Consider the following 16,336-nt stretch of genomic DNA (forward strand, 5'->3'; position numbering starts at 1 on the left):
TGGTGTGCCACCATGGCGTTCTAGTTTTAACTGTCTCACCCATTTATCCATAGTGGACTTACCTACGTTCATCGCCTTTGCAGCTTCGATGATGCTATGGTTTTTATCGAGGACTAATTGGGCTGCCCACCATGGCGTTCTAGTTTTAACTGTCTCACCCATTTATCCATAGTGGACTTACCTACGTTCATCGCCTTTGCAGCTTCGATGATGCTATGGTTTTTATCGAGGACTAATTGGGCTGCTTCAAGTTTGAATTCAGCACTAAATGTTTTTCTGGTTGTCGATCTCATGTGTTCACCTAAAGTCATCTACGAGGTAATAATATCACCTCTATTTAGGTGGCCAAAATTAGTGTGCCACTACAACAACACGTCTCTTCATAAACTGCCGCAGCACTCTGAGTTAGGTTTTTGTGTCTTCACATACTCCTTCGGCGCAAAGAACAGCGCGACGGGGCCATCTTCGGTATCGTGAATACTCAGCAAGAATGAGCCGGCCTTTTCGCAAACGGGGTGCCAATCGCTGATATCGTTGTCGCCCTCGTCAAAGTAGCGCTCGATCTGATGTTCAGTTGCATCGAGTTCAAACCAAATCGCCACAAACTCGCCACCGTTTTCGGCCGCCGATGCTTCGCACTCCACACGGGTCAAGCCTTCATCCCACTCGGGTAAATCTGGATGGGTCCAATAACCTTCTTCACGTTCTACAGTTGCCGACAAAGATAGCAAAGATAGGACAGGCAGAACTCTTTTGAGATAAGCAGCTAACCCAGAAATAGCAGGAGTTCACCTCCCTGCGAAGTTGTCGAAATACGCAGATAAAAATGCCGTGGCGACATCATGGATGATGGCGCAGGCTCGGGGGGACATGGATGTCCCATCTGAGCCGTTAGGCTATTTTTATTGGAGTATGAGACCAGTAACCAATGCATGTAACTTCGCTAGGGGCGGCAAGGGAGATCCAAGAGGGAATTGCTGTTGATCCCCTCTTGGTCGGGTGTGGGGTGAAGCCCCACGACTTTGATTTAGCTTTTAATTACTAATGTATAAACCTTTAACACCACAACCATAAACCAACTCAGGGTTAAACACCCTGCCCTGCGGCACCTGAGCAGCCCCTTACACTTGTGGTCTATGTAGATCGAAACGCAGATCTTCACAGATCCCATAGTAAGCCGATGGGCCGCCGGCACGTAATACGGGCTCGGCAAGGGCGGTTTGATAAATCCCCTCGGCATTGAGTAAATGCTTAGCAATATGCACGGCAACCACTTCACCTAACACCAACCAAGTATCGATCTTGTCGCCATTGGCGGCGGTGAGTTGAATACATTGGGACAATTTGCATTCGAAGTTTACTGGGCTTTCAGCCACTAAATCGGCCTTAACAATGGTGCCAGCTTTAGCCGTGAGTCCGGCAAAACTAAACTCATCTTGACCGCGTGGCAGCATGGCGGAGGTTTGATTCATCTGCTCGGCTAAGCCGCGAGTGGTGAGGTTCCACACAAACTCCCCTGTTTCGACGATATTGGCGACACTGTCTTTCCAGCCTGTGCTGGCAAAGCCGATGATGGGCGGTTTGTAGTTGAAACAATTGAAAAAGCTGTAAGGTGCGAGATTGCGTTGCCCCTCGGCATTGCGTGATGAAATCCAGCCGATCGGTCGAGGCCCCACAATCGCATTTAAAGGATCGTGTGCAAGGCCATGGCCTTTGCTCGGTTCGTAAAAATAGCGGTTATCAGCAGTCATACTTCATCCTTTTGTTATTGCCACAACAATACTGGTGCAATTAATACAGCCGTCACAGGTACGCTTTTATAGCCGCTATCTTACCCAAGTTTCGAGCAGCGACCAAAAGTCTGTAGGGCAATTTAAGTCAGCTCCTTGAACAACATCTGGCTGCAAATTTCAAATCCAACACACTCTTCTGCTAAAGTGATACTTATCAGTGGGCTAAAAAGCCTAACTCTGCTAAATAGCATGCGGCAAATGAAGGAGCGGTGAATGGGCGCGATAAAAGGGGGATGGAAGAGGTTGTTGTTGGTCGCAGTGCTGTTAGCGACAGGTTGTGCCAGCGTAGCGCAAATCGATTTCAATAGCCTGTTTGGCACTAGCTCACCGCAAAAACGCGTCGAAAATGCACAGCTGAACGACCAATTTATTCAACAGGCCGAGTTTGTGCACAAAGAAGTCGAGCCTATTCTCAATAGCCGCTGCGTGGTATGTCATGCCTGTTACGATGCCCCCTGTCAGTTAAAAATGACCTCGAGCGAAGGTATAGAACGCGGGGCGAGTAAGGAAAAGGTCTACCAAGGCACACGCTTAGTCGCTGCCACACCTAATCGCTTATTTGTCGATGCCTTTACCCCAGAAGCTTGGCGTCAACGCGGGTTTTACCCCATGCTAAACGAGCGCGATCAAACCCCAGAAGCTAATACCCAAGCCTCAGTATTAGCCAGAATGCTCACGCTTAAGCAAATGCATCCCCTGCCCGAAGACAAGATTTTAGATAAGCGTTTTGATTTCAGCCTAGACAGAGTTCAGCAATGCGCCAGCCTAGAGGAAATGGACAAATACGAGCAAAGCCAGCCCCTTGCAGGTATGCCTTATGGCTTGCCAGCACTGAATGCGAATGAACATCAAGTGTTGATGCACTGGCTCGAGCAAGGTGCGCCACTGCCGTTTGCACAAGCGCTTACACCTGAATTTATTGCAGAAATAACCCACTGGGAAGAGTTTTTAAACGGCGACAGTTTAAAAAGCCAATTAAGTGCACGTTACATTTATGAGCATTTGTTTGCCTTCCATTTATATTTTGAATCTTTGAATCAACCAAACGCCCAGCCTTTATTCTTCGAGTTAGTGCGTTCTCGGACGCCGCCGGGGCAAGCGCTGGATATTATCGCCTCCCGTCGTCCCTTCGACGATCCTAAGGTGGAGCGAGTCTATTACCGCTTTCGGCCTTATCGGGCAACCATAGTCGATAAAACCCACATCCCCTACGTTTTAAATACCGGCTTGCTAAATAACTGGCAACAATGGTTTATCGATGCGGATTACTCAGTCACTCAACTGCCGAGCTACAAGCCGAGCGTTGCGGCCAATCCCTTTGAAGCCTTTATTCAAATTCCTGCCAGTGCGCGCTATCGATTTATGCTGACCCGCGCCCAAGATACCATTATGGGCTTTATCAAAGGCCCAGTGTGCCGTGGTCAGGTGGCGCTCAATGTCATTAACGATAGATTCTGGGTGTACTTTGTTACCCCAGATTATATGGACGACACTGACTTTAGCGCCTTTTACCATTCCCAACTTGAAAACCTACGTATGCCAGCGGAGGAAGAAAGCACTGCACTTGCAGTAACTTGGGTGAAATATGCCGCCAAGCAAGGCAAATATATGCGGGCGCGTAATCAGTTCTTAAACGAGAAGTTTAAAAACGGCCAACACCTCACTATCGACGGACTCTGGGATGGCGACGACACCAATGATAATGCCAGCCTGACAGTGCTGCGCCACTTCGACAATGCCACTGTGGTCAAAGGCTTAGTCGGCGAGCCCCCCAAAACGGCTTGGATTATCGATTATGCCTTACTGGAGCGTATCCACTATTTATTGGTCGCGGGTTTCGATGTTTATGGTAACTACGGCCACCAGCTATTAACTCGCTTATACATGGATTTTTTACGTATGGAGGGGGAATCGAACTTCCTGACCCTGTTGCCACAGGAGGAAAGGCGCAAACAGTTGAGTGATTGGTATCAAGGGGCTGGTACTCAGCTCACGGCCTTTATCGCAGGGGATATCAACACCTTTCATCAGCCCACGGGCGTACTCTACTTTAGCGACGATCTAAAGGGCGAGCTGTATCAAAAACTCGGACAGAAGGTTGCTATGGTTCAACCCAATCGATATCACATAGAAAACAGTAGCTTGCAAGCACATAGCAAAGCGCTTTTACACACATTAGATCGATTAAAAGGCACACAAGCGACCCTGTTACCTGAACTAACCATGATCATGGTCGAACCTGAAAAAGCGGGTAAAGCTGAGATATTTACCTTAGTTCGCAATAGCGCCCATCGGAATATTTCGAGCCTGTTTAATGAGGCGAGTAACCGCGAACCCGCTAAAGATGACGTCACTTTAGTGCATGGCTTATTGGGCAGTTATCCTGAGGCATTTTGGCAAGTGAAAGAACAGGACTTGCCTAACGTCGTGGCGACAGTAGAGAAAATGCAAACTGAAAAAGACTATGAGGCACTGTTAGATATGGTGGGTGTACGCCGTACCGATCCGAAGTTTTGGGCCTTTAGTGACAAACTCAATCAGATCTTTTTCGACAATCACCCGATAGAAAGTGGGTGGCTGGATTACAACCGACTGCAAAATCGTTAATAAAAAGGGGAACGCTAGTGTTCCCCTTCCTTTCAAATCAACCCAGTAAACTTACCAGATCTTAACGCGATCTTCTGGAGCCAAATACAGCTTATCGCCAGGCTTAACATCGAATGCAGTATACCAAGCATCTAAGTTACGCACGGTCAGCGCGCGGTACATGCCGGGGGCATGTCCATCGGTTGCCACCCGAGCACGCAGGGCTTCGTCACGCATCTTAGTAGCCCAAGTTTGCGCAAAGCCGATAAAGAAGCGTTGATCACCCGTAAAGCCTCCAATCACAGGCGCATCTTTGCCTTTAAGCGAGGCATGATAAGCATCATAAGCGGCGGCTAAACCTGCTACGTCGGCAATGTTTTCACCTAAGGTCAACTTGCCACTCACGTGTAAATCAGGGAAAGGCGCATAAGCATCAAACTGCTGCGCTAACGCATCGCCTTGCTTATCAAATTGAGCAAAGTCAGCGGGCATCCACCAGTTACGCATAGCACCAGTCGAGTCAAAAGCCGCACCATTGTTATCAAAACTATGGCTGATTTCATGACCAATCACAGCGCCAATCGCGCCATAGTTGTAAGCAGCATCGGCCTTAGCATCGAAGAATGGCGGTTGCAAAATACCCGCGGGGAAGTTCAACGCATTCTGCACCGGCAAGTTCACCGCATTCACCACTTGCGGCGTCATCCACCACTCGCCTTTATCCATTGGTTTGCCAATCTTGGCTAACTGGTGGCTGTACTCCACTTTTTCGCCATTGATGGCATTGGCGTAGGCATTGGTCGCAGTCACAGCATAGCTGTCGTAATTGCGCCATTTGTCGGGATAACCCACGCCCACCGCCATAGTGGCCACTTTTGCAAGGGCTTCTTTCTTGGTTGAAGGGTCCATCCAATCGAGTTTTTCCACTCGCTGACCGAAGGCGGTCACTATGTTATCCACCATAGTGCTGACTTCTGCTTTGGCCGAAGCGGGGAAATATTGCTCGGCATAGGCATGGCCTACGGCATCACCTAAATATTGGTCGAGTGCCGCTAAGGCACGTTTATCGCGGGTGCGCTGCTCTGGCGTGCCAGAAAGCTTAGTGCCATTAAAGGCAAACGAAGCGTTGTCGATAGCCGATGGCAACACATCAGCATGGCTGTTGATATGGTGGAACACGAGCCAATCTTTCCATGCCTCTAAAGGCTCAGAGGCCACAAGCGCAGAAAGTCCCGTAATCGCCGTTGCATGGTAGGCCGCAAATTTAGGCTGATTGCCCAGTTGCGCCGCCGCTAGAAAGGCAGTCCAATCGATGCCCGGTGCTTTGGCATCAAAGTCAGCACGGCTCCATACACCCGAAGACTGAGTAAAATCTTCGCTTGCTTCACGGCTGGCGTGGGCTACGGCAATCTTGTTTTCAAGGGCAAAAATACGATCGGCACGGACAGCGGCATCGCTCACACCCGCATCTTTGAGCAAAGTTTCAATGTAAGCGCGGTAAGCGGTGCGAATGTCGACCATTTTAGGATCGGCAGACAGGTAATATTCGCGCTCAGGTAAGCCTAAACCGCCCTGTAAAAAGTAAGGTAAGACTTCGCCCGGCGTGGCTAAACCTTGGGTGACGAAGATCCCAAATAGGTTTTCGGTATAAAAGTCAGTCGCGTTGAGAGGGTCGACATCGGCGCGCAGATTTCCGCCTAACGCCGCAGATAAATCCTGCTTGCTCGCAATGGCCTCATAACGGGCAATATCCGCCTCGGCAGGCTTCATTCCTGCGGCATCAATAGCAGCGGTATCTGTGTAAGCCTTGTAGAAATCGGCGATACGCGCTTCGTCGCTTCCCGCCGCATGTTGCGCTTTCACCAGATCGGCAATCAAACTGGTTTTATGCTTTTCGGTTGCTTCAAAGGCAACGAGGAAAGCGCCAGTGCTGGAGCGATCGGCGGGGATCATCGTCGTTTTCATCCATTCGCCATTGGCGTAGGTATAAAAATCATCCCCTGGTTTTACCGTTGGCGTCATAGCCGCGACATTAATGCCAATCGGCATTTGAGCCGCAATGTCTTGACTTTTTGGTGCGTTTTCGCTGGTTTTTACGGTGTTTTCTGTGGTGTTATCACTGCAAGCAGTGAGCCCAGCCAGTACTGAAGTTGACAGTAACAGCACGGGAATAAGACGGTCCGACATGAATGACTCCTCTCTTTTTTATTATTGTATTTATAGTGTGATTGCTAAGTTTGGCAGTGTAACTGGCACTGAATGAAGAAGTAAAACAAAGCCAATTTTTATGATAGAAAGTTAATGCAAACAATTTGAGCCAGACGCTTAAACACGCAGCTTAGCATCATCACGACCGCGCTCAACTGCAGGCACAAAAAAGCCGACGCTATGTCGGCTTAATCAAGTTTGGCTAACGACTACTTTATAATTTGATCTGAGTGTACTGAGTCCACGCAAGTACTTGTCCCATCTGAGGAATGATCCATACTGCCGTGTGCTCATTTTGATAAACACGATAATAAAATAAATCTTCATCACGGATATCATGCTTACGAATTTCACGGTAGAACTGCATAGCAGAATGGCTGACTTCATCCGGTTTTGTCAGTTCTTTTTGTAACACTTTAACGTGAAAAACATCGACTTTAAGGTCATCAATTGTGGTCTGGTACTGCTCAAACTCACCGCGGATAGTGTATTTAATCGGTGTCGTTAAACAATCTTGATCTGTAATACAGGAGGTCGAATAAAACTTACCCTTATTTTGCCCTTCATAGACCAGAGACATACTGAGATCGTTACGAACTAGGAGTTCGCCCGCGACGGGAAAATAAATATCCGCATGGTAATTATGCTCAAGTAACTCGCCCATTCCTTTATCATCCGCAGGGAGGACGATACGGTTATAGCGAATGCGCTGCTCCATTATTTGGCTCAGCGGAATAAACTCCGCCATATTTAATCCTGCGGGTTTTGCATCTATCGCCGTGATATTGATGATGCCGTGACCACTGCAGGCATCGGCGTCCAGCTCAGGGCAAATCGCCATCGAATAATTTTTGCCATCAGTTGAGGTAAATGCACTGAAGTAATTAAGGTTATTGATGTGATTTCCCTCTGGCGCTAAATGTTTTTGCCACCATGAAGGATGTAAACGATCCTCATCACCAATATAGAAGGTTCGCGCCGTCCCCAGCGTGCCACCAATATTGAGGCTGATATATTTATCGGCATGCCATTTAGCCACCTGTTTAACCACCGCATGGTGGTCGCTCACATACCAAACGATTGTCAAGATAGCGCACAAAAGGGCAATACCAGCAACTTTAGTCCAAACCGACACCCCCACTAAGGCATCACGAATTGCATTCGCATCATTGATCGCCAGCATCTTTACATGGGATTGTTCAGAGATATGCAATTGATAACCGCGGCGTGCCACGGTTTTAAGCTGCACTTCGGTATAGGGTTCGAGCTTTTTACGTAAGGTACTGATGCATTGCGTTAAAGAGGTAGGAGCAACCACCCTTTCAGGCCAGCCGACCTGCAGCAATTCTTCCTTAGTAAAAATGGCATTCGTGGATGATAACAACAGCACTAATAAGGCCGTTTCGGAAAAAGTCAGGCTGATGGTTGTCCCATTCACATGATCGACTAATTCCTTAGCCTGTTCATCTAACATTAAATAAGATGTGATTTTATGCATGTTAAACGCCTGAAAGATCAGCCAATACTGATAAAGTTTGATTACACTAACAACATGCAATCATCATGTGACATTGTTTCTTTCCAAGAAAACGATGATATGCAATCACCAAGTCAAGATGGTTTATTTTACCTTTTAACAACATATAAGAGTGTGACTCTATACTCAGTTTAGTCATTGTTTAATAAGTACAAAGTTAGACTAATACAGAGGTCGCTAAACTAGATTTCTTGGTATTTAAAGATCCAAGAACAACACAAAAGTAATGCACCAATCCAGCCACCCAGCAAACCATACATTAAGGGTAAGCCCAGCCCAGTTTGAGCAAGCAGAGTGAGACTACTTTTAGCCGCGAGTGTATCCGAGGGAGTCGCGAGTAAATTTAAAGCACGGAACAGATCAGTAGGGTTCAACAAAATCAGTAGATTGAATACAGTACGATTAAACATCTCACTCATTCCAACCACAGCACTGAGTAAAATCAGATCATAAACCAGCACAAGCACAAACCATAAAATGAGTAATATCCCCAGTGCCTTAGCTTTTTCTCGCACACACAAGCTAACCCAATAACCCAAGAGCACGAACACTAATGACAGCAAAATACTGCTCATAATCAAATGGCTAAACCCGATCGCTATGGATAACTGGGCCTGAGTATCACCCAGTGATATCAGTATTAATCCTGTTAAACCAAAGCCCAAAATGCAGGCAATGGTCATCACGCAGGCATGGCCTAAAAACTTGCCACACACCAGATGCCAACGTGCTAATGGATAGGTCAGCAGTAACAGCAGAGTGCCAGATTCTTTTTCACCAACAAAGCTGTCATAACTCAACAAAATCGCACCTAAAGGGAGCATAAATACCGATAAAGTGACTAACCCAGAAAGGATTTGGGCAGGCTCAAATACCACTAAGTTGCCGGACACAGCGCTGCCCATAAAACTCACACACAGAGATAGCAGCAACAAGATTCCCGCCATCATCCATAACCAACGATTACGTAAATTATCCTTAAACTCTTTGGCGGCTATGGTGCTCACTATTCTCAGAGCACTTAAACGATGGTGCAAAACCTCGGAACGGTTCATAGGACTGATTCCAAATTAATCGCCTGATTTATATCTGTTATGTTAATAGTCTTTGTAGGCATTTTTGACGACTGAAGGGGGCAAAGACTTTCCATGTAATGATGAAATACACTCTGCAAACTAGGAGGTTCAATAGAAAAATCCCCCGCTGGCACTTTTTGTAATAAGTGATTTAACACGGCTGACTTTTGCTCCTGTGGCACGGCGAGCGTGAGTCCCTGCCCCGCATTTGCCTTAACACATGCCGCTAAAATGGGATCCGCTAGCAATGCTTGCCTTTGAGTATTAGATAGAAAATGCAACAAGATATGATTTGGCAACTGAGTCGCCGCCCTCAGGGAGGTTAAGCTTCCCGAAGCCAACATTCGCCCTCGACCTAAGATCAAAGCGCGATCCATCTGATCTTGCACTAATCCCAACTCATGGGTACTGATAATAATGGCGCAGCCCTGCGCCCTGAGCTGAGCGATTTTTTGATACAGGAAAGCCGATGCCAAGGGATCTAAGCCAACTGTCGGTTCATCGAGTAACAGTACCTTAGGCTCAGCCAATATCGCCTGCGCGAGCCCAAGACGTTGCCGCATCCCCTTAGAAAAAGTACTCAAACGCTTATCTTTAGCGGCCTCTAAACCAAATTCAGCAAGTAATTCATGCACTTTAGGCAAGGCAACGCCCTTAAGCTTAGCGAAATATCGCAGCAGCTCATTGGCGGTCATATTGTCATAAAAACTCACATTTTCAGGCAAATAGCCTAAGGACAAACTCTGTCTGGCATTCATACTTCCGACACTATGACCTTGAACTTGGAGCAAGCCACTTGTGGGGGTAAGTAATCCCAAAATAAGCTTGAGTAACGTAGATTTACCCGCACCATTATGCCCAAGGAGTGCGATCACTTGACCCGCTAGCACCTCAAAACTCACATCATCCAGTGCCTTAAACTTGCCATAGCATTTACTGATATTTGTCGCTTTAACAACCACATCTGCACTCGTTACAGGCTTATTCGCTGAGCAGGTCATAGTTTGATGATTCATCGCGAACCTCCATCAATCAGTACGTGCGCGCCACTTTGCATTAGGGGAAAACTATCACTTATACCGCTCGTCACTTGGGGCTTAAATTGGCGTTCCACCCAGCGCAGTAACAACACAACGGGGCTTTCCATCAACAGTTTGGCTTCAGGATAAAGCCAAAACAGTTTATCTAAACTGTCATTCGGCCTATGGACAATATCCCCTAATCCATCGCCATTCAGATCCCAACCTTGATATTCCGACCAGTAATTCCCCTGCCCCTGATAACTCCATTCAAGTTGAGTTTCTCCGACATATTTGACTTGGGTTTGATTGGCCATAATACGATTATGCCAAAGGCGATTTTCCTCTCCGCCCATGGCCATACTGATCCCAGTGTCACTGTAGCTAAACTCGTTATCTTGAATACGGTTATGTTGAGCAGCGTAAATAAAAATACCTTTCCCTTCATTGCCAAGCTCCACAGTGCCCTTAGGGTTATGGATTTGACTCGCAACATTGGCTTGCACATGGGATGCCTCAGTAATGTTGAGCAAAATGCCAAAGTCCAGCGCCTGAGTCACACGGTTGTGGTGCAGGTAAATATTGGTTGAATTCATTAGGGCATAACCTCCATCGACGGCAATCGCTTGGTTTTGCCACGCTTCGTCGTCTTGGGTATACATGTAGTGAATACCATATTGCAGCTTAGTGAATTGATTTTCATAAATGCGGCTGTGGGTAACGGACTCTAAATACACACCATCACGGACAAAAATCAGCTGATTTCGGTCAATTTGTGGCGAATTAACATGCTTAAGATAAATGCCATCACCCCGATCAAGCACATGAATGGCACCGTTGCCACTAATACTATTGTCCGTGATGATGGGCGAGTTTAACTGTTCGCCATAAATACCAAAACCATCACCCACCAAGCGGTTTCCCTTAATCAGCACATTATCCGCCCCTTTTTTGAGTAAAATGGCGGCATCACGGTAATACAGATCCCGTCCCCAGTGGCGGATATTTAGCCCTTCAATACTCACCTGAGGCGCCTCAATGACCAACGCACTGCCTTGGCGCAGTGCATCTAATGTCGCGCCTATTTCCCCCTTTAGCGAAATGGATTGCGTCACCTTAAAGGAGCCTTCATACACCCCAGTGGCTAGCACTAAGGTGTCACCTGCTTGAGCTTTGTTAAGGGCAAGGGTGAGTGAATCTGTATCTGTTACCCGAATGAGTGCAGCCCAAGTACCGAAAGAGGCAAAGCACAGCAGCCAGATAAGGACGAGACGCAGCTTCATCATCACAACCTTATTTATCACCCGCGAGCAGTTCTAGGGTGATGTCATCAAATCTCAGCACTCGGCCACCGTATTCCTTAGCAAAGGCTTCGGCGGCGGCTTTAGTGCTAAAAGGGGCAACGGCAGGTCCCATCACAGCTTTCTTGGTCGTACCGTAAACATAGAAGGCACTTTGAGCATCAATAAAGGCGCCATCATCTGGCTGATCCCAATCGGTCGTGCCCGCGTCATGCACCATCATGTAATCAATTTGTCTTTTATTTTCAGGCTGTAATGCAAAGTTAAACATATCGCGAGCCGAACAAAACTTAGGTACCGTTTTCTCAGCCTTGAGGTGCACTTGCCCTTTAGGTCCGGGATATTTAGTGATCACCATGCCGCATAAATGGCAACGGTCATGCTCGTGGATCATCTCGGCTTTATGAACATGGTCTGTGGCCTCGCTTTTATTACAGCCAAATAGCAAGGGCACTAACAGCAACAATGCATAGTATTTCTTCATCCTATTTATCCTTTTATTAAAATATCAACGCCTCGCCAGATTCCTTGCAGGGACAGATCTTTACGGCGAGGGTTGATAGAACGGGTTTCATCTTTCATTCATTTTGCTTTGTGCTTTTGCAATCGCATTATTGATTGCTTCACGGTTGATACTGTCCCCATTGTGTTTGAGCAAAAGCTGCCAATGGTCAATGGCCTCTTGGTTACGAGCATGCAAGTAAGCATCTGCCGCGAGTAACATATGGGTTTGAGGCTCAAAGGGAGAAAGTGATAATGCTTTGGCAATCACCCCTTGGGTTTCAAGTGTCATTTGCCGAAGCTCACGGTAATAAAGCGCGTTAGCTTTTGCCCCTAACACTTCGGCATCATCCCCCCCTATTTCGAGTAATTTATCTAAGGTCAGCACCGCATCTGAGTACAAACCTCCCGCATTGTAAGCCTGAGCTAATGACATAAGTGCCAAGGTGTTTTGCGGCTCACTCTGAGCCCAACGACTGGCTTTGGTGATCTCGGCCGCGACTAAATAATCAATATTTTCATCAAGCCGACCTTGATCCCAATCCCTAAAACGGCCTGTTTGACTGTAGATAGCAAGGGTCAGCAGCACTAGGACGATTCCCATCGCAAAGGGCACTTTGCTCGACATGTTTGGCAACTGTGCGATTCCCATTACTAGGTTTAGACGCATGTGCTGCCAATAAATGTAAGCAACAAACAACAGTAAACTGATGCCAATGCCTAGTCCTAAGCTCACCATTCCAGTCTCCATTTCACTCTCCAAACAACTCGTTTTAGGAGCCTGATTAACCGTGTGCAGGCATCATCTTTTTATTTTTCATCTCTTTCATTTCGCTGGGTTTCTCAATATTTTTCAGTTCAATTTCAAAGATAAGTGCTGACTCAGGAGGGATAATACCTACGGCTTCAGTGCCATAGGCAAGGCTTGCTGGTACCACAAAACGGTATTTAGACCCCACAGGCATCAACTTTAATCCCTCTTCCCAAGCGGGGATCACCGACATTAATGCAAAGCGAGTGGGCTCTTTACGTCCAACCGTATTTTCAAACTCAGTCCCATCGATAAGAGTGCCAACATATTCCACTGTGACCACATCTTCTGGATTGGGTTTATGACCTTTACCTTGGGTTAAGACTTCGTATTGAAGACCAGAGGCGGTAACTTTAACGCCAGACTTTTTTTGATTTTCAGCAAGATATGCCGCACTTGCCTTTTTAGTTTCTGCCATTTGTTTTTCAGCAACGACAGTTCTTGCGGCATTGAGTTGTTCTGCTCTTTGGTTCAGGTAGGTCAGCACTTCTTCGTCGGTTAATTGCTGTTTATCTTTAAGCGCATCCACAAAACCTTGCACGACTAAGTCGACATTCACCTCTGAACCCAATTCAACTTGGTTGTAAACTTGACCAGAAATGTAATTACCAATAGAAGCGCCAATGCTGTAGGAGGTTTTATCTGCATCGGTTTTCAGACTTGTGGCGGCAAAACTGGCTACCGAAACAAATAATGCGGCGCAGGTCGCCACTGTGATGCTTTTGGGGATAAAAGAAGTTGGCATACGTGTTTTCATTTTATGTTCTCTACAATGTTAACCCTGTGGGTTTCGCCTTTTGGCCCTGCAAACCAAACCGATAAAACATCGGTCCTGTGTGTTACTAAGGTTTTTCTGTTACTCGACCTGACATACGCCAGCCATAAATACCATCGGCCATATGACGCACACCTGTGTAACCTAGCTTCATGGTTTCTCTCGCCGCCATATTGCTGCTGGTGCAAAGGCGGTTAGCGCAGTAAAACACCATGACTGCATCTTTATTCTTTGGAAGTAACTCTCTCCAATTCTGAACATTGAAAAAAACTGCTCCGGGGATAAAACCTTCTGCCCATATCTCCAGTGTATTTACGTCGAAAAAATAAACGCCTTGCTTGCCGACTAAGGTTTCCGCTTCCATCATCGAAATGGGATTTAATTGGATTTCGTTATAGGGCACTTCAGACATTTCTGAGCCACCACCGGCGATGACTGGCATAGCAGTCACGCCTAAGGCCAACACCATCAATATTCGGCTTACACTTTGACGAAGCATGTTATGCATAATTAGGCTCTCATATTCCCCGACACCCAAAGGTGTCGGGGATAACTAGGACTCAAGTTAAACTATATTTTCTTCGCACTCAGCGCATTACCATCAATAATGGCTTGGGCTTGGGTCACATAGGTCAAGGCGGCATCTAAGCGTTTTTGTGAGTAACGCGCACCATGAACACCCCATGAACCATCGGCTTTAATCAGCTTGAGGACATCTTGAGCTTTATCGGTCAACAACAGCACTTGCGTCTTATCTTCTACCGATAACTTCGCCATATTGGGCGACTTATCGATGCTAATAAGGGCTTTTTCTACTTTGGCATAGGTTTCTTTCACTGGTTTTTGCCACTTCTGAACTTTGCCGTAAATTTGCTGTTGATCTTTAAAGTGCAGACCCTCACCCAACTTAGATTGGAATTGGCTATGGCAGCCTTTGTTATCCACTACATCGTGATCAGAAGCGGAAGTACGAGCACAGGTCCACATCAGATCGAGGTAGTTATGGCCATTTTCGTCCTTCGCCACAGTCCAGCCCTTAGTGGATGAGTCGCGAGACTTACCTTCAGGTGGGTTAAGCGTCTTACGCAATGGATCGACATCGATTTTCCACATGTGCGACTTACGAACGTTGTCGAAACCGGCCATATCAGGGAACTGGATCGCGGTGAAGTTTTCACAACTACCCATGTTTGGCATATGACAGCTTTGACAAGTTTGTTTACTGTGGGTCTTGGTATTACTCGCAATTTCAGCCTGTGCCGTATGGCAATCGGTACATTCTTTGATGAGTTTTGGTTTAGTAATACCGGATTTCCAATCACCATCAGTCACTTCGTGTGGATCATGACAGGTAGAACAACGCATACCCTTATCGTAGTGAGATGAGGCAAACATTTGCGAACCTTCTGTACCACAAGATGGGCACGAAGATTTCATCTTCACGTTAAAGGCATATTCCAGTTTTTCTTTACCCTGTGGGGTTTGCGCAAGTTCTTCTACGAAGTTAAAACGCTGGTGACAACGCTCACAGTTAGAAGGCATACCACCACCGATACCGCCGTCTAAATGACCACCTGCGCCATGACACTCTTCACAGGTAATACCGAGTGACACTGTATGTTTTTGTAGCTCTTTAGGATTACCAAGGGCTGCAAAAAACTCATCTTTAGTTTTAAAATCAAACTTAAAGGTGTGGCACATTTCGCAATAGGAACTCGCAGGTTGGAATAAGAATTCCTTCTCGTATTTAGCACCATAGGAGCTCATACCCCACTGGTGTGAACCACTCGCGCCAAAATCTTCCATTTTAGTTGGAAATTCAGGAATAACTTTCTGAATTTTCTTCGCCATTTCAGGGGTTAACCATTCAGCCCAACCACGGGAGAATTGGTTACCACCGGCGACCATAGTGCCAGTACCATCTTTGAGTAAACCGTCTTTCACATGGAAAGTACCGCGTACTAAGTAGCTATCGATAAAGCCGTATTTGGTTCTTGGTGTTCCCACCGTCGCATAAATTGCATCAGGGGTAATGCCGTCTGGCAGGATAGAAGTATCCTTAGTGCCATACATGGTTTTGTTTAAATCGTTATCGACTTCGGGATGACTCCCCGGAAAACGTAAGGTTTTTGAATGGCGTGAACGTTTCCACTTTTCATATTGTGGGCCGTGGCACTCACCACATTTTTCAGGACCAACAAACTTATTTGGGAAATCCAAAATCGACTTGGCACCAAGGCGATATTGCAATGCCATAGGGCGATTGCCCTCTTGATGTTGGCTATATTTTTGGCTATCACCACCGTGTAAGTATTCTTCACCACGGTCACTGACCTTATAGGTTCCTTTTAAACGACCTTGCTCGGCATATTTAAATACCGGATGATTTTCAAAAAGAAAATCAAACAACTCTTTTTCCTGAACAATATAATCCTGCAGTGTTCTTACACCACGGGACTCTAGTGTTAGATCGGGATTAGCCATAATTCCCTGAGCTTCCGCACTCATTTGTTTATTACCATAGCCAGGCTTTACCTCGCCCGGTTTAGCATCGGATGCTATTCCGGCCACACTGACGATAGTACCTAAACAAAACAGCACGCTGAGTGCTATTTTGGATTTCCATCGTTTCATCATTCACTCCTAATTATCATTAGTTTTATATTTTCCACTGAACCTAACTGCTCACTGAACGACATAAACAATTGACCAGTTACAGCATGGTGGAG

The 16,336-nt window shown here is 46.5% G+C and carries 13 protein-coding genes and 1 pseudogene; 1 reads left to right on the forward strand and 13 read right to left on the reverse strand.

Annotated features, from left to right (window positions below; genetic code table 11):
- Positions 1–119 precede the first annotated feature (119 nt).
- The 3 genes and pseudogenes from L5M40_RS20830 to L5M40_RS20840 all read right to left on the reverse strand — a co-directional run.
- A pseudogene (locus L5M40_RS20830) lies at positions 120–293 on the reverse strand (transposase); the annotation flags it as partial.
- An 87-nt stretch (positions 294–380) separates the two neighbouring features.
- Positions 381–722, reverse strand: a complete 342-nt coding sequence (locus L5M40_RS20835; protein WP_411569091.1) for a hypothetical protein — start codon at positions 720–722, stop codon at positions 381–383.
- 399 nt (positions 723–1,121) lie between these two features.
- Positions 1,122–1,751, reverse strand: a complete 630-nt coding sequence (locus tag L5M40_RS20840) for a flavin reductase family protein (RefSeq protein ID WP_012588671.1) — start codon at positions 1,749–1,751, stop codon at positions 1,122–1,124.
- A gap of 255 nt (positions 1,752–2,006) precedes the next feature.
- On the opposite strand from L5M40_RS20840, the gene L5M40_RS20845 reads away from it, so the two are divergent.
- The gene (locus tag L5M40_RS20845) at positions 2,007–4,400 is read left to right on the forward strand and encodes a fatty acid cis/trans isomerase (protein WP_263257166.1); all 2,394 of its coding nucleotides are present in this window, start codon (positions 2,007–2,009) and stop codon (positions 4,398–4,400) included.
- Between the two features lie 51 nt (positions 4,401–4,451).
- On the opposite strand, the gene L5M40_RS20850 is transcribed toward L5M40_RS20845, so the two are convergent.
- The 10 genes from L5M40_RS20850 to sirA all read right to left on the reverse strand — a co-directional run bounded on the left by L5M40_RS20850 (position 4,452) and on the right by sirA (position 16,241).
- A complete protein-coding gene (locus L5M40_RS20850) occupies positions 4,452–6,566 on the reverse strand; it encodes a M13 family metallopeptidase (protein WP_263257167.1) in 2,115 nt (704 codons plus the stop codon).
- Positions 6,567–6,801: 235 nt separating this feature from the next.
- A complete protein-coding gene (locus L5M40_RS20855; RefSeq protein WP_168827734.1) occupies positions 6,802–8,085 on the reverse strand; it encodes a transcriptional regulator in 1,284 nt (427 codons plus the stop codon).
- A gap of 221 nt (positions 8,086–8,306) precedes the next feature.
- Positions 8,307–9,179 carry an ABC transporter permease gene (locus L5M40_RS20860; protein ID WP_263257168.1) on the reverse strand — a complete coding sequence of 291 codons (873 nt, stop codon included), beginning with the start codon at positions 9,177–9,179 and terminating at the stop codon, positions 8,307–8,309.
- Positions 9,176–10,216: an ABC transporter ATP-binding protein gene (locus L5M40_RS20865; protein ID WP_198571991.1), complete on the reverse strand. Its 1,041-nt coding sequence runs from the start codon at positions 10,214–10,216 to the stop codon at positions 9,176–9,178. Before L5M40_RS20865 ends, L5M40_RS20860 begins: the two co-directional genes overlap by 4 nt.
- Positions 10,213–11,502: a nitrous oxide reductase family maturation protein NosD gene (nosD, locus tag L5M40_RS20870; RefSeq protein ID WP_263257208.1), complete on the reverse strand. Its 1,290-nt coding sequence runs from the start codon at positions 11,500–11,502 to the stop codon at positions 10,213–10,215. Before nosD ends, L5M40_RS20865 begins: the two co-directional genes overlap by 4 nt.
- Before the next feature lie 10 nt (positions 11,503–11,512).
- Positions 11,513–12,004, reverse strand: coding sequence for a nitrous oxide reductase accessory protein NosL (locus L5M40_RS20875; protein ID WP_219251001.1), 492 nt, complete (start codon positions 12,002–12,004; stop codon positions 11,513–11,515).
- Positions 12,005–12,091: 87 nt separating this feature from the next.
- The gene (locus tag L5M40_RS20880; RefSeq protein WP_219251000.1) at positions 12,092–12,772 is read right to left on the reverse strand and encodes a tetratricopeptide repeat protein; all 681 of its coding nucleotides are present in this window, start codon (positions 12,770–12,772) and stop codon (positions 12,092–12,094) included.
- Positions 12,773–12,806: 34 nt separating this feature from the next.
- Positions 12,807–13,589 (reverse strand): FKBP-type peptidyl-prolyl cis-trans isomerase, encoded by a 783-nt coding sequence (locus tag L5M40_RS20885; RefSeq protein ID WP_198571993.1) that lies wholly within the window; start codon positions 13,587–13,589, stop codon positions 12,807–12,809.
- Between the two features lie 85 nt (positions 13,590–13,674).
- Positions 13,675–14,115: a rhodanese-like domain-containing protein gene (locus L5M40_RS20890; protein WP_028761786.1), complete on the reverse strand. Its 441-nt coding sequence runs from the start codon at positions 14,113–14,115 to the stop codon at positions 13,675–13,677.
- A gap of 62 nt (positions 14,116–14,177) precedes the next feature.
- Positions 14,178–16,241 carry a dissimilatory sulfite reductase SirA gene (gene sirA, locus L5M40_RS20895; RefSeq protein ID WP_113939219.1) on the reverse strand — a complete coding sequence of 688 codons (2,064 nt, stop codon included), beginning with the start codon at positions 16,239–16,241 and terminating at the stop codon, positions 14,178–14,180.
- Between the last annotated feature and the right edge of the window lie 95 nt (positions 16,242–16,336).

It is taken from the genome of Shewanella sp. SM68, assembly GCF_025653925.1.
Classification (GTDB): Bacteria; Pseudomonadota; Gammaproteobacteria; order Enterobacterales; family Shewanellaceae; genus Shewanella; species Shewanella oncorhynchi.